This window comes from Streptomyces sp. NPDC050085, assembly GCF_044460595.1.
In the GTDB taxonomy this organism is placed as follows: Bacteria; Actinomycetota; Actinomycetes; order Streptomycetales; family Streptomycetaceae; genus Streptomyces.
Genome location: NZ_JBITJZ010000007.1, coordinates 372,444 through 396,221, shown reverse-complemented (window position 1 = coordinate 396,221; position 23,778 = coordinate 372,444). Strand labels below are relative to the sequence as shown.

Here is a 23,778-nt window from a genome sequence, read left to right as displayed (position 1 = left end):
CGTGAAAGCGTCCCGGCCCATGCAACCGGCCGGCCGGGGATCATGAACGTAGCCGGAACCCTGCCCAGTAGTGTGACTTCGCATGACCGACGCCGAGACCGAGATCACCGCAGACCTGGTCCGTGACCTGTTGCAGGAGCAGCATCCGGACCTCGCCGGGCTGGTCATCCGTGAGGTGGAGGGCGGCTGGGGCAATCACATGTGGCGCCTCGGGGACAAGTTGGCTGTGCGCATGCAGCGCATGGACCCCACTGCGGAGCTCCAGTTGAAGGAGCGGCGATGGCTGCCCGTGCTGGCTCCGCGCCTGCCGCTCCCGGTGCCGACCCCGGTGCGGTTCGGCGAACCGTCCGTGCGCTTCCCCAAGCACTGGACCGTGATGACGTGGGTTCCCGGCGAGCCGCTGGACCACGGCTCGATCAGCCGTGGAGACCACGCGGCCGACACACTCGCGGGCTTCCTCCGGGCGCTCCACGTGGAGGCGCCCGCCGAGGCGCCGATCAGCTCGGACTTCGGCGCCCACCCCAAGAAGTGCACGGACGGCTTCGACCACTTCTTCGAAGCCGTCGCCCCCGGCGGCATTGCCGACGAGGTCCGGGCCGTCTGGGACGACGCCGTTGCGGCTCCCGACTGGGAGGGCCCGCCCGTATGGGTGCACGGCGACCTCCATCCCGCGAACGTCGTCGTCTCGGACGGAACGCTCTCGGGCGTCGTCGACTTCGGTGCCCTGTTCGCCGGCGACCCGGCCTGGGACCTCGCCGCCGCGTGGGTGCTCCTCCCCGCGGGCTGCGCCTCACGGTTCTTCGACGCGTACGCGCAGGCAGACGAGGGGACGATCCGGCGCGCCCGCGGGCTGGCCGCCATGAAGAGCCTCTTCCTCATGCTCATGGGCCGGAACGGAGACCGGGGCCTTCCCGGCGGCAAGCCACACTGGGGACCTGCGGGCCGGGCAGCACTCGAGGGCGTACTGATCGACGGTTCGGCGTAGCCATGGGGATGACGTCGTAGCCGAGCAGACCGGCCTTTCGAGCGACCTGGCGGGCGATACTGCCCGCACCCCAACTTGGCGGCTCACAGGCAGACTGGATACCAGGGTGCCGCCGCGGCGGCCTGAAGGTGTCCAGGGAACGCAGCCGGTCGGCTCCGCAGACCATGTCGCACACCCCACCAGATCGCGCACAAGGTCGCACTTGTCGATGAACGCCCCGGAGACGGGCACCAGCCCTGACCGCTGGCTCACTCGGCAGCGGGTGAACGACGCACACACTCTCCTGGAGACCACCGACCTCTCGGTCGACCGGATCGCGACCGAGGTCGGCTTCGCCACGAGGAACTCGCTGCTACCAGCCGCGCCCGCGTGTCACTGCGAGCCCGCGGCCACCAGGGCCGCAGTGATCGGTTCGAGTTCGGTGATCAGTGCGTCGAGCTCGGCGGGGGCCAGGGCGTCGTAGGGCGGTGTGGCGAGTTCGTCCGTCAGAGTTTCGATACGTTCCTTGGTCGCGCGACCGGCATCAGTGAAGTGACCCTCGGCGTCGACCAGTCCCCGTTCACGCAAGCCGTCCATGACCGCGGCCAGGCGCTCTTTCGGGAGGTGATGGATGCGTCCGAACGACTCCGGGGGGTGAATGCCCTGTTCCAGAGCGGACAGCACGTGGGCCTCCGTGCCGCTGATGCGCGCGCCGACGAGCGCGGCGATGTGCCCGTCGCCGCGATGCTCGCGCAGCATGGTCGCGGAATGCCACAGCCGGGTGACGGGGTCGCCGGGGATCTCAAGGGTGCGCATGCCGGCGTACATCACCCGGCCTTCGGTGGGGGCGCTCGTCGCGGCCTTGGTGGTCAGGTCCGCGGCGCGCACCAGGCCCGGCGAGTCGGCCAGTTCGGCGCCGAGGATTCGCCGCAGGGAGGCCGCACTGCCCCGCTCCCGCGCGGCGACGGACTCCTCGGGCGGGATCGTCTCCCAGGCGCTGGGGATGTGCCGTGCGGCCTCCCCTTCGGCGAAGTTGTAGAAGGCCGCGTGCACGACCTGGGCCGGCACCCGTCCCAGTGGAGCGGCGCGGCTGGCGAAGTAGCCGTCCCAGTAGGTGCGGTGGCCGAGCGCGGCCAGTTCCTCATTGCACTCGTCGGCGAAGAAGGTGACCAGGCAGATCGGCTCCAGCAGTTCGAACATACGACGGGCCGTGTGAGTCATCGGATGCAAGCGCGTCATACCCATCGAGTTCTCCGTTGTTAGGTGTGCCGACTGAGACCGTCCGGGACACCGAAACTCATCGGCGACCGGAGGGAATCGGTGTCCCCTGACGATCGAGCGTGTTCTCAGTCATGGGGAGGGGCTTGACGGGCGTGGATTCCTGGCAGAACGCGCCAGTTCCTGGAAGGACCCGCTGAGCCTCCCGCCCACGGTGGCGATCATTGCCATGTACCTGATAGGCAGAGGTTCATGACGTTACGTCACCTGAGGACGGGAACCGGCCGGGCCGCGGCGGGCGCGATCGCGCTGGTGCTGCTGCTCGGCGCATGCGGCGACAGCGACTCGGACGGCTCCGGCGGCGGGAAGGACACCCGGATCACCGTCGCGGCCCTGCCGCTGACGGACTCCGCAGCGCTCTACATCGCCCGGGACCGGGGCCTGTTCAAGAAGGAGGGCCTGGATGTCCGCATCCAGCCCGTGCAGCAGAGCATCCAGGCGCTGCCCGCCCTGTCCAAGGGCCAGGTGGACGTGATCGCGAGCGCCAACTACGTGACCTTCCTGCAGGCGTACGAGAAGGGCACGCTCGACGTACGGATCCTCGCGGAGGGCGTACGGATGGCGCCGCACATGATGGACGTCCTGGTCCCGAAGGACTCCCCGATCAAGACCGCGGCCGGCCTCCAGGGCAAGAAGGTCGCCGTCAACATCCTCAACAACATCCAGACACTGACGCTGAACGCGATCCTCGACCAGCAGGGTGCCGGGCGACCCGCCTACCGACAGATCGCGTTCCCGCAGATGGGGCCCGCCCTGGAGAAGGGGCAGGTCGACGCCGTGCACGCGGTCGAGCCCTTCGACGGCGCGATCCAGCACGACCTCGGGGCGAGGGTCCTCGTCGACGGCGGCGCGGCACCCGTCCAGTCGCTGCCCATCAGCGGATACGTCACCACCGCCCGGTACGCGAAGCAACACCCGGACGCCGCCGCCAAGTTCCGGCGCGCGATCGAGGCCGCGTCCGCCGTCGCGGCCCAGGACCCGTCGGCCGTCCGCGCGGAGCTGCCGAAGTACACCAAGGTCACGGCGGCGCAGGCCACGTCGCTCGGGCTGCCCGCCTACCCCGCGTCGGCCGACGCGACCCAACTGCGCCGACTCGTCGAACTCATGCGAAAACAGGGGCTGTTGAAGAAGGACGTCGACCCGTCGGCCCTGCTCGTCAAGTGAGTCGGGGGAATCGAGCGAGTCGCGCGAACAGAGGGACTCCCGTACGTCGCGTGAGCGGGCGGCGCAGTCGCCGGGACGTCGCGCTCGGCGTCGTCGGTGTGCTGCTGGCCTTCGGCGCGTGCGAGGCCGTGTCGCGGGCGGGGCTGGTGCGGCGCAGCTATCTGCCGCCCGCGTCCGACGTCCTCGCCCGCGCCGTGGAGCTGAGCGGGGACGCCGCGTTCCGCGACGGGGTGGGGGCCACCCTGCGCGCCTGGGCGCTGGGGCTCGGGCTCGCGTGCGTGATCGCCGTGCCGGTCGGCCTGGTGCTCGGGAGCGTGCCGGTGGTGGACGCGGCGACGCGTGCGATCGTGGAGTTCCTGCGGCCGTTGCCGTCGGTCGCGTTGATCCCGCTGGTCTCGCTGCTCCTCGGGTCCGGCACCGAGACCGAGGTCGCGCTGATCACGTACGCCTCGGTGTGGCCGATCCTGTTCAACACGGTGTACGGCCTCGGGGAGAGCGAGGCGCTGGCCAAGGACACGCTGCGCGCGTTCGGCTTCGGGCGGATCGCGGTGCTGGTGCGCGTCGAACTCGTCGGCGCGGCGCCGTTCATCGCCGCGGGCGTACGCATCTCAGCGGCCGTCGCGCTCGTCCTGGCCGTGGCGACGGAGCTGCTGTCCGGGTTCGGCGAGGGCCTCGGCATCTTCATCGCCCAGGCCCAACTGGCCACGGACGGAACGCGGGACGTGCTGGCGGGCGTGGTGTGGGCCGGGGCTCTGGGTCTGCTCGTCAACGGCGTACTGGTGTGGGCGCAGCGGCGGTTGTTCCCGTGGACGCCCGACCGCCAGGCGGTGGGCTCGTGAAGCGTCCACCGGCGCCCGGGTCCCTCCTGCGCTGGCCCGTGCTCGTACTGGCCGTCGGCGCCTGGGAGTTGGCGGCCCGCTCGCACGGCAGCGTTTTCTTCCCGCCGCCGTCGCGGATCGTGCGCCAGGCCCACGCCCTGTGGTTCTCCGGACCGGCCGGCCGGCTGTTCCTCACCGACGCGGCGCTCGACACCATCGGCCCGAGTCTCGGCCGGATGGCCGCCGGCTTCGTGCTCGCCGCCCTCCTCGGGATCGCGCTGGGGGTGGCACTCGGCCGCTCCCCGCGGGTGTACGCCCTGTGCGATCCGGTGCTGCAGTTCGCGCGCGCCGTGCCGCCGCCCGCCCTGGTCCCGGTCTTCGTCGTGGTCCTGGACTTCGGTACGCCGATGCAGGTCACGTCGATCGTGTTCAGTGCGGTGTGGCCGGTGCTCCTCAACACCGCGGAGGGCGCGCGGGCCACCGATCCGCTGCGCCTGGAGGTCGCCGCCGTGCTGCGGCTCACCGGGGCCGAGCGCCTCTGGTACGTGATCGTGCCGTCCGCGCTCCCCCGCATCTTCGCCGGACTGCGGCTCAGCCTGTCGCTCGCGCTGATCCTGATGGTGTTCTCGGAGCTGCTGCCGGGCACGGAGAACGGGATCGGCTTCACGCTCACCGACGCCCAGTCCCGGTCGGACCTGCTCACCGTGTGGGCGGCGCTGACGCTCCTCGGCGTCCTCGGCTTCGTACTCAACACGTGCCTGCTGGCGCTGGAGAAGCGGCTGCTCGGCACACGGAGGACGGCATGACGACAACGACGGTCCTGGAAGCGGTCGTCCGGCTGCTGCGCGCCACCGGCATGACCACCGTCTTCGGCAATCCGGGCTCCACGGAACTGCGCATGTTCCGCGACTGGCCCGACGACTTCACCTACGTCCTCGGGCTCCAGGAGTCCACGGCGGTCGCGATGGCCGCGGGGCACGCGCTCGGCACGGGGCGCGCCGCGTTCGTCAGCCTGCACTCGGCGGGCGGGGTCGGACACGCGCTCGGTGCCGTCTTCAACGCGTACCGCGACCGGGTGCCGCTGGTCATCGTCGCCGGTCAGCAGGCACGCTCCCTGATCCAGCTGCGGCCCTTCCTCGGCGCCGACGAACCGGACCGGTTCCCGCGCCCGTACGTGAAGTTCGCGCGGCAGCCGGAGCGGGCCGCCGATGTGCCCGCCGTCCTCGCCGAGGCGCACCGCATCGCGATGACCCATCCGCGCGGCCCGGCGTTCGTGTCCGTTCCCGAGGACGACTGGGACCACGCGGCGCAGCCGGTCGAACCCCGCGCGGTGCACGGCGGGTTCACCGCGGAGCCCGCCGCGCTGGCCGCGCTCGCCGCCAGGCTCGACGCCTGCGCGCGGCCCGCACTCGTCGTCGGCCAGGGCGTCGAGGACGAGGCCGCGCTGCCCGAGGCCCTCGCGCTGGCCGAGCGGATCCGTGCGGGGGTGTGGATCAGCCCGCTGTCGGGCCGCTCGGGCTTTCCCGAGTCGCACCCGCTCTTCCAGGGCTTCCTGCCGCCGGTACCGGGGCAGTTGGCCGAGCGCCTGGAGCCGTACGACGTGGTGGTCGCGCTCGGCACCCCCGTGTTCACCTACCACGTGGCCGACGACGGCCCGCTGCTCGCGCCCGGCACCGAGCTCTTCCACCTGGACTGCGACCCGGCGCAGGCGGCGTGGCTGCCCACGGGCACGAGCCTGGTCACCACGCTGCGCCCCGCGCTGGCCCAACTGGCCGCGCTGGTGGGCCCGTCGGACCGCGAACCACCACCGCCGCGCGGCACGCCCGCGCCCGTCGCCCCCGCCGACCGGCTGACTCCGGAGCTCGTCCTCGACCAGCTCCACCGGCGGCTCCCCCACGACCGGGTGCTCGTCGAGGAGGCCCCCAGCCATCGCGCGGCGCTGCACGCGCGCGTGCCGATCGATCTGCCGGGCGGCTTCCTCACCGCGGGCAGCGGCGCGCTCGGCTGGGGCCTGCCGCTGGCCGTCGGGCGCGCGCTCGCCGACCGGCGGCGCGTGGTCTGCGTCCTGGGCGACGGCTCGGCGCTGTACTCGGTGCAGGCCCTGTGGACGGCGGCCCGGCACCGCGCACCGGTCACGTTCGTGATCCTCGACAACGGCGGCTACGGGGCGGTGCGTGCGCTCGGTCGCCGCATCGGCATCCCGTCGGTGCCGGGCACGGACATCGGCGGCATCGACTTCGCGCACCTCGCCGCGTCGTTCGGCTGCGCGGCCGACTTCGCGGACCGCCCGCAGGACCTCGGCAAGGCCCTGGACCGCGCGGTGACGTCGCTCGGCGACGACGACGGCCCGCACCTGCTGCACCTGCGCGTCACCGGGACCGAGGGCGTGCTCTACGAACCCTGGGCGGGGTGACGTCACGGCATGCTCCGACTCGACTCCGTCAGCCAGTCCTACGGCGAGCGCCGCGTCCTGCACGACGTGTCCCTGACCGTCCCGGACGGTCAACTCCTGTGCGTCGTCGGCCCGTCGGGCTGCGGAAAGTCGACCCTGCTGCGGACCGTCGCCGGACTGCTGCCGGTGCGCGCGGGCACCGTCACCGTCGACGGCACCGTGGTCACGGGCGTCCCCGACCGGCTCGCCGTCGTCTTCCAGGACTACGGCCGCTCGCTGCTGCCGTGGCTCACGGTCCGCGACAACGTGGCGCTGCCGCTGCGCCGCCAGGGCCTGCGCCGGGCCGAGCGGCACGCCGCGGCCGAACGCATCCTGGAGCGCGTCGGACTGCGCACCTCGACGCGCAGCCACCCCTGGCAGCTGTCCGGGGGCATGCAGCAGCGGGTCGCGATCGCCCGCGCCCTGGTCGTGCGGCCCTCGCTGCTGCTCATGGACGAACCCTTCGGCTCGCTGGACGCGCAGACCCGCGAGGACCTGGAGGACCTGCTCCTGGAGGTGCACCGCACCGACGGCACGACGATCGTGTTCGTCACGCACGACATCGACGAGAGCGTCTACGTCGGCGACCGCGTCGTCGTCCTCTCCCCCGGCCCCGACTCCCGCGTCGTCCGCGACCTGGCGGTCGAACTCCCCGTGAAACGCGACCAGATCGCGACGCGCGGCCTGCCGGAGTTCGTCCGCCTGCGGGCCGAGGTCGGCCGGGCGGTACGCACCCCGGACCGGCCCTGACGCCTCACGACAGATCGGACCGCCCCCACCAGGAGGGCTTCACCGGCACACCGTCGTCGTACCGCGCGACGGGCTCCGACGGAACGGTGTCCTCCGGTTCCGGCTGCGGCTGCGGCTGCGGCTGCGGCTCCGACTGCTGCTCCGGTACGGGCGCGGGCGCAGGCGCCGCGGAGTCCTCGACGAGCTCGGCCAGCGTGAACCGCGTGGTGAAGGACTGCCACGCGCCGTCGACCACGAGCAGGAACCCGTCGCCGTGCCGGTACAGGCGACGCCGTTTCGGACTGAGCGGGTGCGTCGGCCGGTACGCGGACGCCTGCCGCCGCAGCTCGGCGAGGGCGTCCTCGCGGGCACCCCGCACGTGGGCGAGCACCCGGCCCTCGATGTGCTTGCGGTCCCCCGACCCCACGGTCGTCTCGACGACCAGCCCCCAGTCCGCCATGCCCGCCCCTCCACGCCGTCGACCCACTGCTCCCGACCACCTTCGCATCCGGCTGGAACCCGCGGGGGGCCGCGGAGTTGATGGGCGGGCACTTCGCACGCCGGTTCCGCGGATAAGCTGGTCGGCGGGCCGTGACTGGCGCTGGGGTGGAGTACCACCGGGGAGCGGCCTGACATCGGTCGGATGCCGCGCGCCTGGGCGACTCGTTCGACCCCGGGAGTACCCCATGACCCACCCGTCCCCCACCGCCCGTCCCATGGACGGCACCGCGCTCGCCCGGCGCATCACCGAAACGGCCGCCGCCGACGCCGCGGAGCTGCAGCGGCGTACCGGAACCTCGCCGTGCCTGGCGACCGTGCTGGTCGGTGAGGACCCCGCGTCCGTGACGTACGTACGCATGAAGCAGCGGCGCTGCGAGAAGGCCGGGATCCGCTCGCGTCACGTGGCGCTGCCCGCCACGACGACGACCGAGGAGCTCGTGGCCACGATCACCGGGCTCTCGCAGGACCCGGACGTGCACGGCATCCTGCTCCAGCACCCCGTGGGCCCGGGCATCGACGAGCGGGCCGCGTTCGAGGCGATCGCCCCGGACAAGGACGTCGACGGGGTGACCATGCACTCCTTCGCTGCCATGGGGTTCGGCCTGCCCGGCTTCGTGTCCTGCACCCCCGGCGGCATCATGCGGCTGCTCGACGCGTACGACGTGGACCTCACCGGCAAGCACGCCGTGGTGGTCGGCCGCAGCGCCATCCTCGGCAAGCCCGCGGGCCTGCTGCTGCTCGGCCGCGACGCCACGGTGACGTACTGCCACTCGCGCACCGCCGATCTCTCCGCGCACGTCCGGGCGGCCGACGTGCTGATCGCCGCGGTCGGCAGGCCCCGCTTCATCCGGGGCGCCGACATCAAGCCGGGCGCCGTGGTGATCGACGCCGGCTACAACCCGGGCAACGTCGGCGACGTCGACTTCGACTCCGCCGTCGAGCGGGCGAGCCTGATCACGCCGGTGCCGGGCGGTGTCGGCCCGATGACGATCGCCGTACTGCTCGAGCAGACGGTACGGGCGGCACGGCAGCAGCTGGGGGTGTGAGCCCGCCGGAGCGAGGGACCGTGTATCGCGGGCGTATCGAAAACGGCATACGCCGTCGCAACAGCCCTCCGTCTCCAATGGGTTCATGAACCACGAGGTACCCCTGTCGCCACCGCCCCGCCGCACGCACGCGATCACGCTCTTCGGGCCGGCGCTCCTCGTCCTGGCGGGCGCCCTGTTCGTCGTACGGGGGCCGCTCATGATGGCCGCTCCGCAGTGCGTGCAGGGGCGGTGGCACGGCTGCTACGACACGTTCAACGGAGTCGTGCTCATGACCGTGGTCGCCGTGCCGCTGTCCGCGCTGCTGGTGTGGCTGCTGGCGCGGCGTCGGCGCGCCGCCGGTGTCCCGGACGCGACGCGGCGGTCGCTGGCCGAGGTCGGCATGGTCCACGGCACGGTGCCGTTCCTGTGGCTGACCCTGATGCCGGGATCGGCGCCCGGCACGGCCCCGCTCCGGGTGAGCCTGGTGCCGCTGCGGGACCTGGCCACGATGGGGACGCTCGGCATTCTCGGCAATCTGCTGGTCTTCGCGTCACTGGGCTTCTTCGCCCCGATGCGGTGGTCGGCACTGGCGTCCTTGCCGCGGATCGTGGCGCTCGCGGCGGGCTCCTCGATCCTGGTCGAGACCGCCCAGTCCGTCCTGCGTCTGGACCGGGTGTCGTCCGTGGACGACGTCCTGGTCAACACGGCGGGCGCCGTGCTGGCCGGTCTCGCGTCGCGCCGCTGGTGGCGCACGTCGTCGCCCACGTCGGCGACGTGTGCCGCTGCTTGACCTCCTCCCCCGGCGCCCACCGAGGCGCTCCTGCGGCTCGGCGGGAACTTCCGGAAGTCCGTGGGCAGAAGCAGTGGTTCGCACGTGACGCCGCTGATTCGCGCCATATTGTCGATCACGAAGACTCCGGGTGATGCTGTGGGCATCCATTCTGAGGAGGCGATGGTGCTCGGACGGGGCACAGGGTTGTTCGCGGGTGTCATGGCCGTGCTCTGCGTGGTGCTCATCGGCCCCAGCGCGCCCGGCGGCGCCCTCATCGGCAAACCGCTGCCGGCCGGCGCCGTCCAGGCCGTCGTCCCGAACCGGGTCATGACGTGGAACCTCTGCAACCCCTGCACGGACAGCGGGTTCAACCTCGGCCGGGCGGCGGACATCGCCACGTACGCGCCGCAGGTCATCGGCATGCAGGAAGCGTGCGTGCGGGACGTCGAGGAGATCCGGGGCTATCTGCGGAAGTTCTACGGCCTCGACTACCACGTCACGTACGGGTCGGTCCTGCAGAGCCTCGGCCGTTGCGGTGGCTGGCCCTGGAACCCGGGCGGTTTCGGACAGGCGATCCTGTCCGCTGCGCCGATGACCGACCGCGTCACCGCGGAGTATCCCGACGGCGGGTCGGAGGACCGCGGGTACATCGCCGTCACCACCGAGGTGGACGGCCGGCCCGTCCGGGTCTTCAACACCCACCTCGCCCAGCGCCGCCAGGAAGCGGTCCGGGCCACGCAGGTCGACGTACTGGCGCCCGAAGTCGCCCGGCACGAACGCGCGATCGTCCTCGGCGACTTCAACGCCGTGCCGGACACGTCCGAGCTCGACAAGATGTGGACGGTGGCCGCCGACGCGGACCCCGACTGCGGCCCCGCCGCGGTCGGTACCTGCGAACCGACCACCGACTGGGAGAGCAAGTTCGACTACGTCTTCCTGCGCGGCATCACCGCGCGCGCCGCCCATGTGCATCCCAGCGACTACTCGGACCACCATCAGTTCTACGCCGACCTGGACGTGTCCCGGCCCGCCCGCTAGATCGGGTCGTCCGTGAGCCAGCGCGCCGCGACCGTGGTCGCCGAGATCCGTCCGCAGCGGCCGCAGTCCACTATCGCCCGCGGCGGATGCTCACGGAACGGCGCCGTCTGCTCCGACAGCCACCGCGGGACCGTGACCTTCTCCCGCAGTCCGGCCTGAATGGCCAGCACCCGTACGTCCTCGTCCTTGCAGTACAAGCAGCACGGCCCCGCTATGTCTGCTGCCATGGGGAGCGCTCCTCACCTGGGGAGTCTTCACACTAGGTGGCCCTACGGCGGAGCGCTCGGCAAGGAGTCCGGGGCCGGTACGTCGCGCATGCGGCGCAGCGGCGAGAAGAACACGAACCAGCCGGCCGCCCAGGAGCCGATGAACGCCACCCAGAGCGCGGGCCGCACCCCGATCAGGGTGCCGAGCGCCCCGCCCAGGACGGCGCCGAGCGGCAGGGTGCCCCACACGACCCAGCGGACGGCCGCGTTCATCCGGCCCATCAGCTCCGGCGGCGTCACCGACTGCCGGTAGCTGAGCTGGGCGACGTTGTAGACCATCCCGGAGAAGTACGCGATGCCGCAGCCCAGCGGGAAAAGCAGCACGCCCCAGCCCTGCCACGCGGCCGCAGCGACGACCTCCGGGGCGTCGAAGACCAGCATCGACACCCAGATGATGCGGGCCGTGCCGATCCTCCTGGCGAGCCGGCCGGCACACACTCCCCCGGCGATCCCGCCGAGCGCCGCGCCCGCCATGATCAGCCCGGTCAGCGCGGGACGCACATGAAGGACGCGGACGAGGAACACCATGGACAGCGCCGTGGACATGCCGCCGAACAGGTTCGCGGTGGCCGTGCACGCCACGATCCTGCGCAGGATGACGTGCCCGAAGACGAACGTGAGGCCCTCGGCGATCCGACGCCGCATCGTCTCGTCCGGCGCCCGCGCGGGCGGCGGCTCCTCCCGGGCCCTGATCCCGAGCATCGACAGGGCCGAGACCGCGTAGGAGGCCGCGTCGGCGGTCATCGCGCCCGCGGCCCCGAACAGGGCGACCAGGCCTCCGCCCAGACTCGGCCCGCCGAGCTGGGCGAACGCCTGGGTGGTGCCGAGCTTGCCGTTGGCGTCCATCAGGTCGTCGCCGCGGACCAAGGACGGCACGTAGCTCTGGTACGAGACGTCGAAGAACACCGAGCACACGCCCGCCGTCACCGCGACGACGTAGAGCTGCGCAAGCGTCAGGGCGCCGAATGCCGCTGCCAGCGGGACCGAGCCGATGATGACCAGTCGCAGGACGTTGCAGGCGATCATGATCGAGCGCTTGGCGGCGCCGTCCACCATCGCGCCGGCGGGCAGCGCGATCAGCACGAACGCCAGCGTGGTGGCCGCGGTCAGCAGTCCGACCTGGAGCGTGCTGGCGTCGAGCGCGACGACCGCGAGCAGCGGCAGCGCGACCTCGGTGACCGCCGTTCCCGTCTCGCTGATGGTCTGGCCGCTCCACAGCAGCATGAAGTCCCGCTGCCGCCACAGGCCCGGCCGGCCGGTCCCCGAAACGACCTCCGGCACGTCCTTCGCCACTTCCGTCACCGCCGCGCCCCCCTCCCCGTCACTCAGCCCAGCGCGACCGGCAGCTTCGCGTCGCAGCCGGTCAGCAGCGCCCGCTCCCGCTCGGTCGGGGCGCGCCTGCCGGTGCCGATGAGCAGGGCGTTCTTGTCGCTCAGCTCGGCGGGCAGCGGTCCGCCGGCGATCCGCTCCAGCAGCGTGCGGGCGCCCGCCAGGGACGCGGCGGGCGGTTCGCCGGCCGCGGGGCGATGGGCGACGAGGTCCAGGTGGTGCAGTGTCCATTCGAGTACGTACGCGGACAGGTAGTCGGCGACGGTCAGTGTCTTGCCGGCGGTGCTGACGCGCGCGGCGGGGTCGGCGAGCTCCGCGGCCCGGCCTGCGGCCGCACCCAGGTCGTCGAAGTGGAACTTCAGCCAGCGCGGCTCGCCGTACGCGGCGGCGAGCCGCGGCACGAGTGCGTCGGGCGGGCCCTCACCGCCGTCGGGTTCGTCGTCGATCCAGTAGCCGGCCGCGTCCGCGGTGGGTGCGCCGTCGGCGGGCGTGACCAGGGTGATCAGTACGTCCTGCGCGCCGATGACCAGGTGGCAGACGAGGTCGCGCACGAGCCAGCCGGCGCAGCCGGAGGGCCGGTCGAAGTCCTCGTCGGGGGTGTCGGCGACCGCGGTGCGCAGGGCCGTCCATGAGCTCGGGAAAAGATCCACGACGGCACGGTAGTGGCAGCCGTACGGCCTTGTCGCGGGAGTAATGCCGCCCTAAAGCACACCTTTGACAGCCCATAACTCAGCCTTATGACCCCATAGATGCGACCCGCCTGCCAACTAAGGCTTGCCTTACTTTAAGATCGCTTCAGCACGTCGACGTCATTCGAAGGGAAACTGCACATGCCTCGCCCCCTGCGGGTCGCCATTGTCGGAGCGGGCCCCGCCGGCATCTACGCCGCCGATGCCCTGCTCAAGTCCGCAGCGGCCGCCGATCCCGGCGTCTCCATCGACCTGTTCGAGCGCATGCCCGCCCCCTTCGGCCTGATCCGCTACGGCGTCGCACCCGACCACCCGCGGATCAAGGGCATCGTCACCGCCCTGCACCAGGTGCTCGACAAGCCCCAGATCCGGCTGTTCGGCAACGTCGACTACCCGCGCGACATCGACCTCGACGATCTGCGCAGCTTCTACGACGCGGTCGTCTTCTCCACCGGCGCGAGCGCCGACCGGGCCCTCGACATCCCGGGCATCGGCCTCGACGGCTCGTACGGCGCGGCGGACTTCGTCTCCTGGTACGACGGTCACCCCGACGTGCCGCGCACCTGGCCGCTCGACGCGGAGAAGGTCGCCGTGCTCGGTGTCGGCAACGTCGCGCTCGACGTCGCGCGCATCCTGGCCAAGACCGCCGAGGAGCTGCTGCCCACCGAGATCCCGCCGAACGTCCACGAGGGGCTCAAGGCCAACAGGGCCCGGGAGATCCACGTGTTCGGCCGCCGGGGTCCCGCGCAGGCGAAGTTCAGCCCCATGGAGCTGCGGGAGCTCGACCACTCCCCGAACATCGAGGTCATCGTCAACCCCGAGGACATCGACTACGACGACGGCTCGATCGCGACGCGGCGCGGCAACAAGCAGGCCGACATGGTCGCCAAGACCCTGGAGAACTGGGCGATCCGCGACATCGGGGAGCGCCCGCACAAGCTCTTCCTGCACTTCTTCGAGTCGCCGACCGAGATCCTCGGCGAGGACGGCCGGGTCGTCGGTCTGCGCACGGAGCGCACCGAGCTCGACGGGACGGGCAACGTGAAGGGGACCGGCGCCTTCACCGACTGGGACCTCTCCGCGGTCTACCGCGCGGTCGGCTACCTCTCGGACGAACTGCCCAAGCTGCCCTGGGACATCGCCTCGGGAACCGTGCCCGACGAGGGCGGCCGGGTCATCGAGGAGTCCGGCGGCCACCTGCAGTCCACGTACGTCACCGGGTGGATCCGGCGCGGTCCGATCGGCCTGATCGGTCACACCAAGGGCGACGCCAACGAGACCGTCGCCAGCCTGCTGGACGACCACGCGGGCGGCCGTCTGCACACGCCCGCGTCGCCCGCGCCCGAGGCCGTCGACGCCTTCCTCGGCGAGCGCGGTGTCCGCTTCACCACCTGGGAGGGCTGGCACCGGCTGGACGCCGCCGAGAAGGCCCTCGGCGCACCGCAGGGCCGCGAGCGCGTCAAGATCGTGGAGCGCGACGAGATGCTCGACGCCAGCGGGGCCTGAGCACCCCGCCGCAGGTCAGGCGATACCGCCGTTCGCGTACAGGACCTGGCCGTTGATCCAGCGGCCGGGTCCCGCGAGGAACGCCACCGTCTCGGCGATGTCCGCGGGGGTGCCGAGGCGCTCGAGCGGGGACTGCGCGGCGAGCCGGGCCACTGTCTCCTCGTCCTTGCCGTCGAGGAACAGGGTCGAGGAACAGGGGCGTCGCTGTCGGCCCCGGCGCCACCGCGTTGACGGTGATGTCGCGGCCGCGCAGCTCGCGGGCGAGTACGAGCGTCATCGCCTCGACGGCGCCCTTGCTCGCCGCGTAGGGCGCGTACGCGGGGAACGCGAGACGGGTCACCGAGGTGGAGAAGGTGACGACGGCGCCGCCGGCGCGGACCCGGCGCGCCGCCTGCTGGGCCACCACGAACGTGCCCCGGATGTTGGTGCGGTGCATCCGGTCGAGCGCGTCCGGATCGAACTCGGCCACCGGGCCTGCGTCAGGGTGGGCGCGTCATCCGGGGACGTTCGGAACAGCCGGAGCAGCCGGAGCAGGAGGCCGCACACGGCGGAGCGAGTACGGCGGGGGCGGGGGCGCAGGCCCGCCGGCGAGGTGCGCGCTGACGCGCTGGACGCGGCCGGCACGCTGCTGCTCGACCGGGGCATGGGCGCGTTCACCTTCGAGGCCGTCGCCGAGGCGGCGGGCGTCAGCAAGACCACGCTCTACAAGTGGTGGCCGTCGAAGGGGGCGCTCGCCCTGGACGGCTATTTCCACGCCGTCGAGTCGGCGTTGACCTTTCCCGGCACCGGCGACATCGAGGCCGATCCGACAACGCAGTTGCGCGCCGACGTCGATCCCCGGGTCCTGGTCGACCAGCTCTGGGACGCCTGCTGCCACCGGCTGCTGCTGCCGGACCTGCCGGTCACCGAGGAGTTCACCCGAAGTCTGATCGACACCCTCATGCGGGGCGTACGCGCCTGAAGTCCGGAGCCCGGAGCCCGGAGCCCCAGAAAACCTCAGGCCCGCTCGTCCACGTACGGAGTGAGGCGGCGATAGGCGGCGCGCGCGTGCAGGACCCGCCCGGCGACCGTGCCGACCACCGCCGCGCTCAGCAGGCACGCCATCCACCCGGCGTCCCGGTGTCCGGCCCAGGACAGCTCGCCGGTCGGCTCGGTGCCGAGCACGTTCAGGCAGGTCCAGCAGAGGAACGCGGTGCCGGGCGCCGCGATGAAACGCCCCCGCATCCCCAACAGACCGGCCAGCAGGGAGAGTACGAGGAGGGCGAGGCCCGTCCGGTCGAGGACCCCGAGCACGTCGAAGAGTCCGACGAGGGCGAAGGCGCCCACGTACGCGGCGGTCCACACGAGCGGTGTCGCCCAGGGCTGCGGGACCTGCCGGGCGCCCCGGCCGACCCATCTCCACTCCACCACGGCAGGCTCCCTCCCACGCGCCGCATCGGACCCGGGCGCCCCGGCCGGTCCCCTCGGCCGGCGCCCCGTCGCAACCTAGTCGGTGGCCGCCCCGGCCCGCCGCGGCAGCTTCCAGTTCGGGCGGGGGAAGTGGCAGGTGTATCCGTCGGGGTAGCGCTCCAGGTAGTCCTGGTGCTCGGGCTCGGCCTCCCAGAAGTCGCCGAGGGGTTCGACCTCGGTGACCACCTTGCCCGGCCACAGGCCGCTGGCGTCGACGTCCGCGATGGTGTCCAGGGCGACCTCGCGCTGCGCCTCGTCGGCGTAGTAGACGGCCGAGCGGTAGCTGCGGCCGATGTCGTTGCCCTGGCGGTCCTTGGTGGTCGGGTCGTGGATCTGGAAGAAGAACTCCAGCACGTCCCGGTAGCCGGTGACCGACGGGTCGTAGACGATCTCGATCGACTCGGCGTGGTCGCCGTGGTTGCGGTACGTGGCGTTCGGGGTGTCGCCGCCGCTGTAGCCGACGCGCGTGGACAGCACGCCGGGCTGCCGGCGGACGAGGTCCTGCATGCCCCAGAAGCAGCCCCCGGCCAGCACGGCCTTCTCGGTTTCCTTGGTCATGCGACGCTCCCTGGACACGGTGGTAAGGCCGTTCCATTCTGCCGCGTCGCACGGGCCGGAGGCGAGGCGGGTCCGTGCCTCACGCGTCACAGGATGTGGATGCGCTCCAACTCGCCGTCCGGCGTACGGATCATCAGCTCGTGCCCCTTGGCCCGCTCGCGCTCGACGAATCCGAGCAGCAGCACGGCCCGGTTGATGACGTCGGCCTTGCTGACGCGCCCGGTCTCGGCGAGTTCATTGACCGCGACGACGGCCGGGGGCACCAGGGTCACGGACATGCGCTCGCTGGCGGGGTGTTCGGGGTGCGCGGCTGCCATGGTGCTGTCTCCTGTCGTACGACGGGTACGGGATCCCTTCGAGTGAATCACATCCACACCACTAGCGCACCACATCTGCACCAAAGCCCTTGCGCCGGGCTCGTCATTTGCGGTGGAGCAGTCCGTTCAGGTCGGAGAAGTCGATGCCGCCCGCGACGGCCTCGTAGGTCCCGGATCCGAGCAGTTCCTCGGCGGCGCGCCGCGCGGCGGCGTAGGCGGCCTGGGCCACGGCGGAGCCCAGGCTGACGCGGGCCGCTCCGGCCCTGCCCAGGTCGGCGACCGACGGGGCGCCCGGGCCCGCCATCACGTTGAGGGGTACGGGGATCGCGTCGGCCAGCGCCGCGATGACGTCGAGGTCGACGACGCCGGGCACGAAGATGCCGTCCGCTCCGGCGTCGACGTAGGCGCGGGCCCGCCGCTGGGTCTCCTTCAGCCGGTCCCGCTCCGCGCCGAGGCCGAACAGGTAGGTGTCGATGCGGGCGTTGAGGTAGAGGTCGACGCCCTCGGCCGCGGCGGTGCGGCGCGCCGTCGCGAGGCGCGCGGCGAGTTCGGCGGGCGGGCGCCGTCCTCGATGTTGACGCCGACGACTCCGGCGGCGATGACCTGCCGGACGGTCTCGGCGACGGCCGCCTCGTCGTCGCCGTAGCCGCCCTCGATGTCCGCGGTCACCGGGACGTCGACGGCGGCAACGATCCGGGCGATCGCGGCCATTGCCTCGTCGCGGGTCAGGGCGTCGCCGTCGGGACGCCCCAGCGACCAGGCGACGCCCGCGCTGGTGGTGGCGACGGCGGGGGCGCCCGCGGCCTCGACGATGCGGGCGCCGGCCACGTCCCAGGCGTTGGCGAGGGCGAGCGGGCGGGTGGTGCTGTGCAGGTCACGGAAGCGTCGTACGGCGTCGTCGTGGTGCGCAGCCGTCGTCGTGGTCGTCATGAGAGGAGTCAACACCGGTCCTCGCCGGGGTTCTGGCAGGAATCCGACATGTACGTGGACAGGCAGACAGATGGAGAGGTGGACAGGCGGACAGGCGGACAGGCGGACAGGACGAGGGGGACGGGCCGGAACCCGTGCGGCTACCCCTGAGTAGGATCTCGGCTGTCGTGCTCCACTCCGTTCCAGTGTCGCCGGGAGGCCCCGTGCCTGCGTCCGTCCGGATCCAAGTCGGTTCTGTCGTCGAGGACTTCACACTGCCCGACGAGACGGGCACGCCGACCTCGCTGTCCTCCCTGCTCGCGGACGGACCGGTGGTGGTGTTCTTCTATCCGGCCGCGATGACGCCGGGCTGCACCGCCGAGGCGTGCCACTTCCGGGATCTGGCGGCCGAGTTCGCGGCGGTCGGCGCGCGTCCCGTGGGCATCAGCTCGGACGCCGTGGACCGCCAGCGCGAGTTCGCGGGGCGGCACACCCTCGGCTTCCCGCTGCTCTCGGATCCCGAGGGCGTGGTGCGCGGGCAGTTCGGGGTGGCCCGCGGGTTCGGTCCGCTGCCGACGAAGCGGGCCACCTTCGTGATCGGGACCGACCGTCGCGTCGTGGAGGTCGTCCGCAGCGAGTTCCGGATGAGCGCGCACGCGGACCGGGCCCTGGCGGCGCTGCGCACGGCCGCCCGTTAGCGCCCGCGCTCCGCTGCACAGCCCCCATCCGGGCCTTTGCCTCAGAGGCAATGCTTTCGCCATAACCTTCAACAGTTTGTTTATGATCAGCGGACCCTGCCCCGCCCTGCCCGGAGTCCGTATGTCCACGCCCCCGCCCGCCGAGCGCCCGCACCCGCTGCACGTCCTCAGGGCCACCACGTTCGCGATCGGCGCCCTGCTCCTGCTCGTCGCCGTGGGCGTCCTGCTGCACCAGCCGCTGCTCATACCCCCGCTGGCCGCCAGTGCCGCGCTCGTCCACGGGGCGCCCGGTCTGCCCATCTCGCAGCCGCGCAATCTCGTCGGGGGTCAACTCCTGTCCGCCGTCATCGGGTTCGGCACCCTCGCGGTGGCCGGGAGCAACGGCTGGGCCGCGGCCGTCGCGGCGGGGCTCTCGCTCGGCGCGATGATGCTCACGCACCTGTCGCACTCCCCCGCCGCGGCGACCGCCGCGATCGTCGTGCTGCAGGCGCCGCACCCGCTCCCGTTCCTCCCGCTGCTCGCACTGGCCACCACCCTTCTGGTGGCGATCGGGCTGCTGCCGGGACGGATCGGCGGGCATCCGGTGCGCTATCCGCTGAGCTGGTGAACGCGGCCGTCCTCCGGCGCGCGCGGTGGCGGGGTCAACCGCCGTGCACCACCGTGTCGTTCACGCCAATCGACGGCCCTTTTCACGCTTCCTTCGAGCCGCAACGTCGCGTTAACCCACCGATCACCTTTGCACAGCTAATCTTCTTCTTGACCTTCGGTTGACCAACCGTTGGCTCGGGCTTGACGCGTGAGGGTATGAAGGGAGGGCGCATGTTCCAAGGTGGGACGGTACGTATGCGGGTCGCCTTCGTGCTCGCCGCCCTGTTGACCCTCCCTCTGCTCTCGTGCGCGCACACGTTCACTCCCGCACACGCGTCCGAGCGCGGGCAGGTGTCCGCGTCCGGTGGGCGCGCGCCCGCCGCCGCTCCCGCCGACCGTACGCATCCTCAGGACCCGGTCGACGCACCGCGCGGCCGGCACTGCCGACGCGCGGGCCCCGCAGGCACCCAACTCCCGTGCCCCGCACCGCTGTCACCAGGGCAGCGGCCCGCCGTCGCCCATCCGTCGAGCCCGTCCGCCGACATCACCGGCCGCCCGGGCAGATCCGTTCCGGATCACACCCCGGCCGCTCTTCAGGTCTTCCGCTGCTGACAGGGACTCCGCAGTCCCTTCTGTCCTGCCGGTCCGACGCGTCCCCCACGACGCGCCAGGAGGAATCACCATCATGCAGCCCCTCATCGACCACGCCCGCAGCTTCGGCCGACGCCCGGAGGAACTCGCTCCGCTCGCTCGAGGCCAGTGGCCCGAGGTCCTGTTCATCACCTGTTCCGACTCCCGGGTGGTGCCCGCCCTGATCACGGGCGCCCGTCCCGGGCAGCTCTTCGAGCTGCGCACCGCGGGCAACATCGTGCCCGCCCACCCCAGCGGCCTCCCCAGTGGTGAGGCCGCCACCATCGAGTACGCCGTCGACGTGCTCGGCGTCCGGGACATCGTCGTCTGCGGGCACTCGCACTGCGGCGCGGTCGGCGCGCTGGTGCGCGGCGACGACCTCGACGCGGTGCCCGCGGTGCGCGACTGGCTCGCGCACGCCGCCGACCTGCCGGAGCACCACGACGCGGCGGACCCGACGGTCGCCGCACCCGTCCAACAGCACGTCCTCACGCAGCTGTTGCGGCTGCGCTCGTACCCGTGCGTCCAGTCGCGGCTCGCCGACGGGCGCGTACGCCTGCACGGCTGGTACTACGAGGTGCACACCGGCGTCGTCCGTACGCACCGCACGGACACCGACACGTTCGAGGCGCTGTGAGCGCCGCGCCGGCCGGGATCCCGCGGATCACCGCCAAGTACCCCCATCTCCGGGCCGACTTCACCGCGTCCCTCGTCGTCTTCCTGGTCGCCCTCCCGCTGTGCGTGGGCGTGGCGGTCGCCTCGGGCGTGCCCGCCGAGCTGGGCCTGGTGACCGGGATCGTCGGCGGCGTCGTCACCGGCCTCATGCGCGGCAGCAGCCTCCAGGTGTCGGGCCCCGCCGCCGGGTTGACCGTCCTCGTGTACGAGGCGGTGCAGCGGTTCGGCCTGCCGGTGCTCGGCGTCGTCGTGCTCGTGACCGGACTGCTGCAGCTCGGCATGGGCGCACTGCGCCTCGGCCGCTACTTCCGTGCCATCTCGGTGTCCGTGGTCGAGGGCATGCTCGCCGGCATCGGCCTGGTGCTGATCGCGGGCCAGTTGTACGCCGTCCTGGATGCGAACGCACCCGAATCGGGGCTCGGCAAGATAGCGGGGCTGCCCGAGGCGGTGGCCGGTTCGCTGGACAGCTCCGCCTCGCTCGCCTCCCTGGCCCTCGGGGCGGGCACGGTCGCGCTGCTGGTGCTGTGGAGGCGCGCACCGCGGCGGCTGCGGGTGGTCCCCGGCCCGCTGGCCGCGGTAGCACTGGCGACAGGTGTCACCGTCCTGCTGGACGCACCCGTGGCCACCGTCGAGGTGAGCGGACTGCTCGACGCGATCCAGCCGCCGTCCCTGGACGCCTTCGGCGAACTCGTGGGCGTCGGCCTGCTGGGGACGGTCGTGGCGTTCACGCTCATCGCGTCCGCCGAGTCGCTGTTCAGCGCGGCCGCCGTGGACCGGATGCACGACGGGCCCCGGACCTCGTACGACAAGGAACTGCTCGCGCAGGGCGCGGGGAACACGGTGTGCGGGCTGCTCGGCGCGCTGCCGATGACGGCGGTGATCGTGCGCAGCGCCGCCAATGTGCAGGCCGGGGCGCGCACCAAGGCCTCGCGGGTGCTGCACGGCGTGTGGCTGTTGCTGTTCGCGGCGCTGCTGCCGGGCGTCCTCGCGTACATCCCGCTCCCGGCGCTCGCGGGGGTGCTGGTGCACGCCGGGGCCAAGCTGGTGCCGGTGCGGGCGCTCGTGACGCTGTGGCGCGAGCACCGCGGCGAGGCGCTGATCCTGGTGGTGACGGCGGTGTCGATCGTCGCGGTCAGCATGTTCGAGGGGGTGCTCGTCGGGGTCGCGCTGTCCGTCGTGAAGACGGCCTGGGACGCCTCGCACGTGAAGCTGGAGGTCATAGACAAGGGGGCGGGCCCGGTGCAGGCGTACCTGTCGGGCAATGCGACGTTCCTGCGGCTGCCGAAGATCCTGGACAGTCTGGAGGCGCTGCCGCGGGACCGTCCCGTCGAGTTGCATCTGACGGGCCTGCACCATCTGGACCATGCGTGCCGTACGGCGCTGGAGAGCTGGGCGCAGCGGCACAGTTCGGCCGAGACGGCTCCGGTGAAGGTCACCACGCAGTGAACCCCGGACACTGAGCCCCGGACACTGAGGTCCGGACACAGAGGCAGCAACGGACCCAACCACCGTGCTCTGCGCGGTGGTTGGGTCCGTTTCGGCTACTCGTCGAGCACGGCCGCGACGGCCTCCACCTCGACGAGCTGGTCACGGTAGCCGAGCACCGTGACGCCCATCAGGGTGCTCGGCACGTCGTGCTCGCCGAAGGCGTCGCGCACCACCTGCCAGGCCGTCACCAGGTCCTCCTGCCGCGTGGACGCGACGAGCACCCGGGTGCTGATGACGTCCTGCAGGTCCGCGCCCGCGGCGTCGAGGGCCGTGCGCAGGTTCTCCACGCACTTGGCCGCCTGGCCCGCGTAGTCCCCGGCCGCGGCGGTCGAACCGTCCTTCTCCAGCGGGCAGGCCCCGGCGAGGAAGACGAGCCGGGCCTCGGCCGGAGCCGTGGCCGCATACGCGTACTCGGCGACGTCGGACAGGGCGGCGGAGCGGATGAGCGTGACGGCGCGAGGCACGACCTGGGCATCCCTTCGGACGGGAACGACGGACGGTGAAGCCCGGTCATGCTGTCACGGTTGCCCGGGCAGCGCTCCGCAATTCGACGCCGCGGGCTCGCCCGCGAGCCGGTCGGTGAGCCAGTTCACGGCGCTCCCCTGGTCGGTGAGCAGCGGTGCGAAGTGGTTGAGCAGCGCGCGCCCCACGTCCGGCAGCCGTACGGCCTTGTACGTGACCTGCGCACCGCGCCCGCACCAGTCGACGGCCAACTGGCGTGCCTGGCCGTGCGGGACGAGGTTGTCGCTGACTCCGGTGGCCACCCGCACCGGGCTCGCCGGCCTCATCGTGCCGATGCGCTGCTCCGCGAGGAACGCCTGCAGCCTGGGCTCTGCCTGGATGATGTCCGCGAGGGACGTGCCGTCCTTCGTCCAGGACGTGCTGCGCGCGGAGGAGTAGGCGAGGAGGGCGTCGCCGACGCACCGGGTCGAGAGGTCCTCGAGCGCCGCCTTCCCCTTGTCGTTGAGGTAGGCATCGGCGATGGGCCTGAGCTCCGGGTCGGACTGCAGGAATCCGTTGAGGGACCAGCCGAGGGCGCCCGCGAGATCGCTGCCGTCGATGGCCTTCGTGGTCTGTGTCAGATCCGCGGGCGGCGCGCCCGCGTACGTACCGGAGAGGGTGACGTCGGGCGCGTAGGCGGGCTGGAGTTCCGCGGCGGCCGCGGTCGCTCCGCCGCCCTGGCTGTAGCCGAAGAGCCCGACGCGGGAGGCGGTGGTGACCGTGGCGCCCTTGAGGGTGCGGGCGGCGCGGACGGCGTCGAGGACGGCGTGTGCCTCGTCGAGCCGGTTGACGTAGGTGTGCAGGCGGTCGGTGGTGCCGAGGCCGATGTAGTCGGTGACGACGACCGCGACGCCCTTGGCGAGGAAGCGGTAGATCGCCAGGTCCTCGTAACCCACCGACACCGTCTGCCCGTTGAGCCGCAGCGGGTGTTCGAGGCCCATCGAGGCGGCGCACTGGTCGCCCTGGCCCATGGTGCCGGGGGCGAGCGCGACGAGCGGGCGCGGGCCCGTGCCGCGCCACTTCGCCGCGGGCTCGAGGTAGGCGCCGGTGGCGGCGGCCGGGCGGCCGCCGGAATCCGTGGTGCGGTACATGATGCGGGTCGCGGTACCGGGCAGCGGGCCGTGCAGCGTGGGCAGGCTCAGCGCGAGGGGCAGGGGTTCGCTGCGCACCAACGCGCCGTTGGTGTCGGGCAGTTCGGCGGGCGGGTTGTAGAACGCGGGGATGGTGACGCCGCGCGAGACCTCGTGGTCCGTGCCGGTCGCCGCGGCGGCGGGCAGGGCCTGTGCGCCGAGGCAGGCGGCGACGGTGACGGCGGCGGCCAGCAGGCGGGTGGGGGCGGGCATGGCAAACCTCCTGAGTGCAGGCGGAGTTCGCGCTCCGTACCTGGCGTTCAGCGCGGACGACGGCCGGTGTGCGGGCAGGCCGACGAGGCGTGCGGGCGGTCGTCCCACC

The 23,778-nt window shown here is 72.3% G+C and carries 27 protein-coding genes, 2 pseudogenes and 1 riboswitch; of the genes and pseudogenes, 17 read left to right on the top strand and 12 right to left on the bottom strand.

Translation table 11 applies throughout. The features are described from left to right. Positions 1 to 82: 82 nt before the first annotated feature. Both ACIBUY_RS27165 and ACIBUY_RS27160 read left to right on the top strand, forming a co-directional pair. Positions 83 to 985: an aminoglycoside phosphotransferase family protein gene (locus tag ACIBUY_RS27165; RefSeq protein WP_399153989.1), complete on the top strand. Its 903-nt coding sequence runs from the start codon at positions 83 to 85 to the stop codon at positions 983 to 985. Positions 986 to 1,193: 208 nt separating this feature from the next. Continuing rightward, positions 1,194 to 1,448, top strand: coding sequence for a helix-turn-helix domain-containing protein (locus ACIBUY_RS27160; RefSeq protein WP_399153988.1), 255 nt, complete (start codon positions 1,194 to 1,196; stop codon positions 1,446 to 1,448). Here the strand turns inward: ACIBUY_RS27160 and ACIBUY_RS27155 are convergent. Next, entirely contained in the window at positions 1,358 to 2,164 is an 807-nt protein-coding gene (locus tag ACIBUY_RS27155; RefSeq protein ID WP_365571937.1) for a MarR family transcriptional regulator, read from the bottom strand. The two genes, ACIBUY_RS27160 and ACIBUY_RS27155, sit on opposite strands and share 91 nt — an antisense overlap. A 270-nt stretch (positions 2,165 to 2,434) precedes the next feature. On the opposite strand from ACIBUY_RS27155, the gene ACIBUY_RS27150 reads away from it, so the two are divergent. From ACIBUY_RS27150 to ACIBUY_RS27130, 5 genes are read left to right on the top strand one after another with little or no spacing between them, the layout of a single operon-like run. Next, positions 2,435 to 3,406: an ABC transporter substrate-binding protein gene (locus ACIBUY_RS27150; RefSeq protein WP_399153987.1), complete on the top strand. Its 972-nt coding sequence runs from the start codon at positions 2,435 to 2,437 to the stop codon at positions 3,404 to 3,406. Between the two features lie 50 nt (positions 3,407 to 3,456). Continuing rightward, on the top strand, positions 3,457 to 4,245 hold the full coding sequence (locus tag ACIBUY_RS27145) for an ABC transporter permease (protein ID WP_399153986.1): 789 nt from the start codon (positions 3,457 to 3,459) through the stop codon (positions 4,243 to 4,245). Beyond that, complete coding sequence (locus ACIBUY_RS27140) at positions 4,242 to 5,030, top strand: ABC transporter permease (protein WP_399153985.1); 789 nt, start codon at positions 4,242 to 4,244, stop codon at positions 5,028 to 5,030. The genes ACIBUY_RS27145 and ACIBUY_RS27140 overlap by 4 nt, the downstream gene beginning before the upstream one ends. Continuing rightward, a complete protein-coding gene (mdlC, locus tag ACIBUY_RS27135) occupies positions 5,027 to 6,637 on the top strand; it encodes a benzoylformate decarboxylase (RefSeq protein WP_365571949.1) in 1,611 nt (536 codons plus the stop codon). Before ACIBUY_RS27140 ends, mdlC begins: the two co-directional genes overlap by 4 nt. Before the next feature lie 9 nt (positions 6,638 to 6,646). Next, positions 6,647 to 7,405 carry an ABC transporter ATP-binding protein gene (locus ACIBUY_RS27130; RefSeq protein WP_365571952.1) on the top strand — a complete coding sequence of 253 codons (759 nt, stop codon included), beginning with the start codon at positions 6,647 to 6,649 and terminating at the stop codon, positions 7,403 to 7,405. Positions 7,406 to 7,409: 4 nt separating this feature from the next. Here the strand turns inward: ACIBUY_RS27130 and ACIBUY_RS27125 are convergent, their stop codons facing one another. Continuing rightward, on the bottom strand, positions 7,410 to 7,844 hold the full coding sequence (locus ACIBUY_RS27125; RefSeq protein ID WP_399153984.1) for a hypothetical protein: 435 nt from the start codon (positions 7,842 to 7,844) through the stop codon (positions 7,410 to 7,412). Between the two features lie 121 nt (positions 7,845 to 7,965). After that, positions 7,966 to 8,051: riboswitch (ZMP/ZTP riboswitch) on the top strand. Between the two features lie 19 nt (positions 8,052 to 8,070). Here ACIBUY_RS27125 and ACIBUY_RS27120 point away from each other — a divergent pair. The 3 genes from ACIBUY_RS27120 to ACIBUY_RS27110 all read left to right on the top strand — a co-directional run bounded on the left by ACIBUY_RS27120 (position 8,071) and on the right by ACIBUY_RS27110 (position 10,723). Further along, on the top strand, positions 8,071 to 8,931 hold the full coding sequence (locus ACIBUY_RS27120; RefSeq protein ID WP_399153983.1) for a bifunctional 5,10-methylenetetrahydrofolate dehydrogenase/5,10-methenyltetrahydrofolate cyclohydrolase: 861 nt from the start codon (positions 8,071 to 8,073) through the stop codon (positions 8,929 to 8,931). A gap of 85 nt (positions 8,932 to 9,016) precedes the next feature. Then, a complete protein-coding gene (locus ACIBUY_RS27115; protein WP_365571958.1) occupies positions 9,017 to 9,703 on the top strand; it encodes a VanZ family protein in 687 nt (228 codons plus the stop codon). A 162-nt stretch (positions 9,704 to 9,865) separates the two neighbouring features. After that, positions 9,866 to 10,723 (top strand): endonuclease/exonuclease/phosphatase family protein, encoded by an 858-nt coding sequence (locus ACIBUY_RS27110; protein ID WP_399154048.1) that lies wholly within the window; start codon positions 9,866 to 9,868, stop codon positions 10,721 to 10,723. On the opposite strand, the gene ACIBUY_RS27105 is transcribed toward ACIBUY_RS27110, so the two are convergent. The 3 genes from ACIBUY_RS27105 to ACIBUY_RS27095 are packed head-to-tail and all read right to left on the bottom strand — an operon-like array spanning position 10,720 to position 12,968. Beyond that, on the bottom strand, positions 10,720 to 10,950 hold the full coding sequence (locus ACIBUY_RS27105; protein ID WP_365571961.1) for a hypothetical protein: 231 nt from the start codon (positions 10,948 to 10,950) through the stop codon (positions 10,720 to 10,722). The genes ACIBUY_RS27110 and ACIBUY_RS27105 overlap by 4 nt on opposite strands. A gap of 42 nt (positions 10,951 to 10,992) precedes the next feature. Further along, a complete protein-coding gene (locus ACIBUY_RS27100; protein WP_399153982.1) occupies positions 10,993 to 12,291 on the bottom strand; it encodes an MFS transporter in 1,299 nt (432 codons plus the stop codon). A gap of 23 nt (positions 12,292 to 12,314) precedes the next feature. Continuing rightward, positions 12,315 to 12,968, bottom strand: coding sequence for a maleylpyruvate isomerase N-terminal domain-containing protein (locus ACIBUY_RS27095; RefSeq protein ID WP_399153981.1), 654 nt, complete (start codon positions 12,966 to 12,968; stop codon positions 12,315 to 12,317). A 180-nt stretch (positions 12,969 to 13,148) separates the two neighbouring features. Here ACIBUY_RS27095 and ACIBUY_RS27090 point away from each other — a divergent pair, with 180 nt between their 5' ends. Further along, a complete protein-coding gene (locus ACIBUY_RS27090) occupies positions 13,149 to 14,513 on the top strand; it encodes an FAD-dependent oxidoreductase (protein WP_399153980.1) in 1,365 nt (454 codons plus the stop codon). A gap of 15 nt (positions 14,514 to 14,528) precedes the next feature. Here ACIBUY_RS27090 and ACIBUY_RS27085 read toward each other — a convergent pair. After that, positions 14,529 to 14,985, bottom strand: a pseudogene (locus ACIBUY_RS27085) (SDR family oxidoreductase); the annotation flags it as partial. A 120-nt stretch (positions 14,986 to 15,105) separates the two neighbouring features. Between ACIBUY_RS27085 and ACIBUY_RS27080 the strand changes: the two are divergent. Continuing rightward, positions 15,106 to 15,474, top strand: a complete 369-nt coding sequence (locus ACIBUY_RS27080; protein ID WP_399153979.1) for a TetR/AcrR family transcriptional regulator — start codon at positions 15,106 to 15,108, stop codon at positions 15,472 to 15,474. Positions 15,475 to 15,509: 35 nt separating this feature from the next. On the opposite strand, the gene ACIBUY_RS27075 is transcribed toward ACIBUY_RS27080, so the two are convergent. From ACIBUY_RS27075 to ACIBUY_RS27060, 4 genes and pseudogenes are all read right to left on the bottom strand, one after another. After that, positions 15,510 to 15,923, bottom strand: coding sequence for a hypothetical protein (locus ACIBUY_RS27075; protein ID WP_365571973.1), 414 nt, complete (start codon positions 15,921 to 15,923; stop codon positions 15,510 to 15,512). A 75-nt stretch (positions 15,924 to 15,998) separates the two neighbouring features. After that, complete coding sequence (gene msrA, locus ACIBUY_RS27070) at positions 15,999 to 16,520, bottom strand: peptide-methionine (S)-S-oxide reductase MsrA (protein ID WP_365571976.1); 522 nt, start codon at positions 16,518 to 16,520, stop codon at positions 15,999 to 16,001. 86 nt (positions 16,521 to 16,606) lie between these two features. After that, on the bottom strand, positions 16,607 to 16,837 hold the full coding sequence (locus ACIBUY_RS27065; RefSeq protein ID WP_365571979.1) for a hypothetical protein: 231 nt from the start codon (positions 16,835 to 16,837) through the stop codon (positions 16,607 to 16,609). A gap of 103 nt (positions 16,838 to 16,940) precedes the next feature. Further along, positions 16,941 to 17,767 (bottom strand): annotated as a pseudogene (locus ACIBUY_RS27060) (isocitrate lyase/phosphoenolpyruvate mutase family protein). Between the two features lie 203 nt (positions 17,768 to 17,970). Between ACIBUY_RS27060 and ACIBUY_RS27055 the strand changes: the two are divergent. The 5 genes from ACIBUY_RS27055 to ACIBUY_RS27035 all read left to right on the top strand — a co-directional run bounded on the left by ACIBUY_RS27055 (position 17,971) and on the right by ACIBUY_RS27035 (position 21,783). Beyond that, positions 17,971 to 18,444, top strand: a complete 474-nt coding sequence (locus ACIBUY_RS27055; protein WP_365571985.1) for a peroxiredoxin — start codon at positions 17,971 to 17,973, stop codon at positions 18,442 to 18,444. A gap of 121 nt (positions 18,445 to 18,565) precedes the next feature. Next, complete coding sequence (locus tag ACIBUY_RS27050; RefSeq protein WP_365571988.1) at positions 18,566 to 19,051, top strand: HPP family protein; 486 nt, start codon at positions 18,566 to 18,568, stop codon at positions 19,049 to 19,051. A gap of 212 nt (positions 19,052 to 19,263) precedes the next feature. Beyond that, on the top strand, positions 19,264 to 19,644 hold the full coding sequence (locus tag ACIBUY_RS27045) for a hypothetical protein (RefSeq protein ID WP_365571991.1): 381 nt from the start codon (positions 19,264 to 19,266) through the stop codon (positions 19,642 to 19,644). A 73-nt stretch (positions 19,645 to 19,717) separates the two neighbouring features. Continuing rightward, complete coding sequence (locus tag ACIBUY_RS27040; protein WP_365571994.1) at positions 19,718 to 20,299, top strand: carbonic anhydrase; 582 nt, start codon at positions 19,718 to 19,720, stop codon at positions 20,297 to 20,299. A gap of 26 nt (positions 20,300 to 20,325) precedes the next feature. Beyond that, entirely contained in the window at positions 20,326 to 21,783 is a 1,458-nt protein-coding gene (locus tag ACIBUY_RS27035; protein ID WP_399154047.1) for a SulP family inorganic anion transporter, read from the top strand. Between the two features lie 95 nt (positions 21,784 to 21,878). Here the strand turns inward: ACIBUY_RS27035 and ACIBUY_RS27030 are convergent, their stop codons facing one another. After that, complete coding sequence (locus ACIBUY_RS27030) at positions 21,879 to 22,289, bottom strand: RidA family protein (RefSeq protein WP_399153978.1); 411 nt, start codon at positions 22,287 to 22,289, stop codon at positions 21,879 to 21,881. 54 nt (positions 22,290 to 22,343) lie between these two features. Continuing rightward, positions 22,344 to 23,669: a lipase family protein gene (locus ACIBUY_RS27025; protein WP_399153977.1), complete on the bottom strand. Its 1,326-nt coding sequence runs from the start codon at positions 23,667 to 23,669 to the stop codon at positions 22,344 to 22,346. Positions 23,670 to 23,778 lie beyond the last annotated feature (109 nt).

What these genes read in the sequence shown, in the direction of transcription:
- ACIBUY_RS27165 (WP_399153989.1), top strand. Translation starts at nt 83, where the DNA reads ATGACCGACGCCGAGACCGAGATCACCGCAGACCTGGTCCGTGACCTG.
- ACIBUY_RS27160 (WP_399153988.1), top strand. Translation starts at nt 1,194, where the DNA reads ATGAACGCCCCGGAGACGGGCACCAGCCCTGACCGCTGGCTCACTCGG.
- ACIBUY_RS27155 (WP_365571937.1), bottom strand. Translation starts at nt 2,164, where the DNA reads ATGTTCGAACTGCTGGAGCCGATCTGCCTGGTCACCTTCTTCGCCGAC.
- ACIBUY_RS27150 (WP_399153987.1), top strand. Translation starts at nt 2,435, where the DNA reads ATGACGTTACGTCACCTGAGGACGGGAACCGGCCGGGCCGCGGCGGGC.
- mdlC (WP_365571949.1), top strand. Translation starts at nt 5,027, where the DNA reads ATGACGACAACGACGGTCCTGGAAGCGGTCGTCCGGCTGCTGCGCGCC.
- ACIBUY_RS27130 (WP_365571952.1), top strand. Translation starts at nt 6,647, where the DNA reads ATGCTCCGACTCGACTCCGTCAGCCAGTCCTACGGCGAGCGCCGCGTC.
- ACIBUY_RS27125 (WP_399153984.1), bottom strand. Translation starts at nt 7,844, where the DNA reads ATGGCGGACTGGGGGCTGGTCGTCGAGACGACCGTGGGGTCGGGGGAC.
- ACIBUY_RS27120 (WP_399153983.1), top strand. Translation starts at nt 8,071, where the DNA reads ATGACCCACCCGTCCCCCACCGCCCGTCCCATGGACGGCACCGCGCTC.
- ACIBUY_RS27115 (WP_365571958.1), top strand. Translation starts at nt 9,017, where the DNA reads ATGAACCACGAGGTACCCCTGTCGCCACCGCCCCGCCGCACGCACGCG.
- ACIBUY_RS27110 (WP_399154048.1), top strand. Translation starts at nt 9,866, where the DNA reads ATGGTGCTCGGACGGGGCACAGGGTTGTTCGCGGGTGTCATGGCCGTG.
- ACIBUY_RS27105 (WP_365571961.1), bottom strand. Translation starts at nt 10,950, where the DNA reads ATGGCAGCAGACATAGCGGGGCCGTGCTGCTTGTACTGCAAGGACGAG.
- ACIBUY_RS27090 (WP_399153980.1), top strand. Translation starts at nt 13,149, where the DNA reads ATGCCTCGCCCCCTGCGGGTCGCCATTGTCGGAGCGGGCCCCGCCGGC.
- msrA (WP_365571976.1), bottom strand. Translation starts at nt 16,520, where the DNA reads ATGACCAAGGAAACCGAGAAGGCCGTGCTGGCCGGGGGCTGCTTCTGG.
- ACIBUY_RS27065 (WP_365571979.1), bottom strand. Translation starts at nt 16,837, where the DNA reads ATGGCAGCCGCGCACCCCGAACACCCCGCCAGCGAGCGCATGTCCGTG.
- ACIBUY_RS27050 (WP_365571988.1), top strand. Translation starts at nt 18,566, where the DNA reads ATGTCCACGCCCCCGCCCGCCGAGCGCCCGCACCCGCTGCACGTCCTC.
- ACIBUY_RS27045 (WP_365571991.1), top strand. Translation starts at nt 19,264, where the DNA reads ATGTTCCAAGGTGGGACGGTACGTATGCGGGTCGCCTTCGTGCTCGCC.
- ACIBUY_RS27040 (WP_365571994.1), top strand. Translation starts at nt 19,718, where the DNA reads ATGCAGCCCCTCATCGACCACGCCCGCAGCTTCGGCCGACGCCCGGAG.
- ACIBUY_RS27025 (WP_399153977.1), bottom strand. Translation starts at nt 23,669, where the DNA reads ATGCCCGCCCCCACCCGCCTGCTGGCCGCCGCCGTCACCGTCGCCGCC.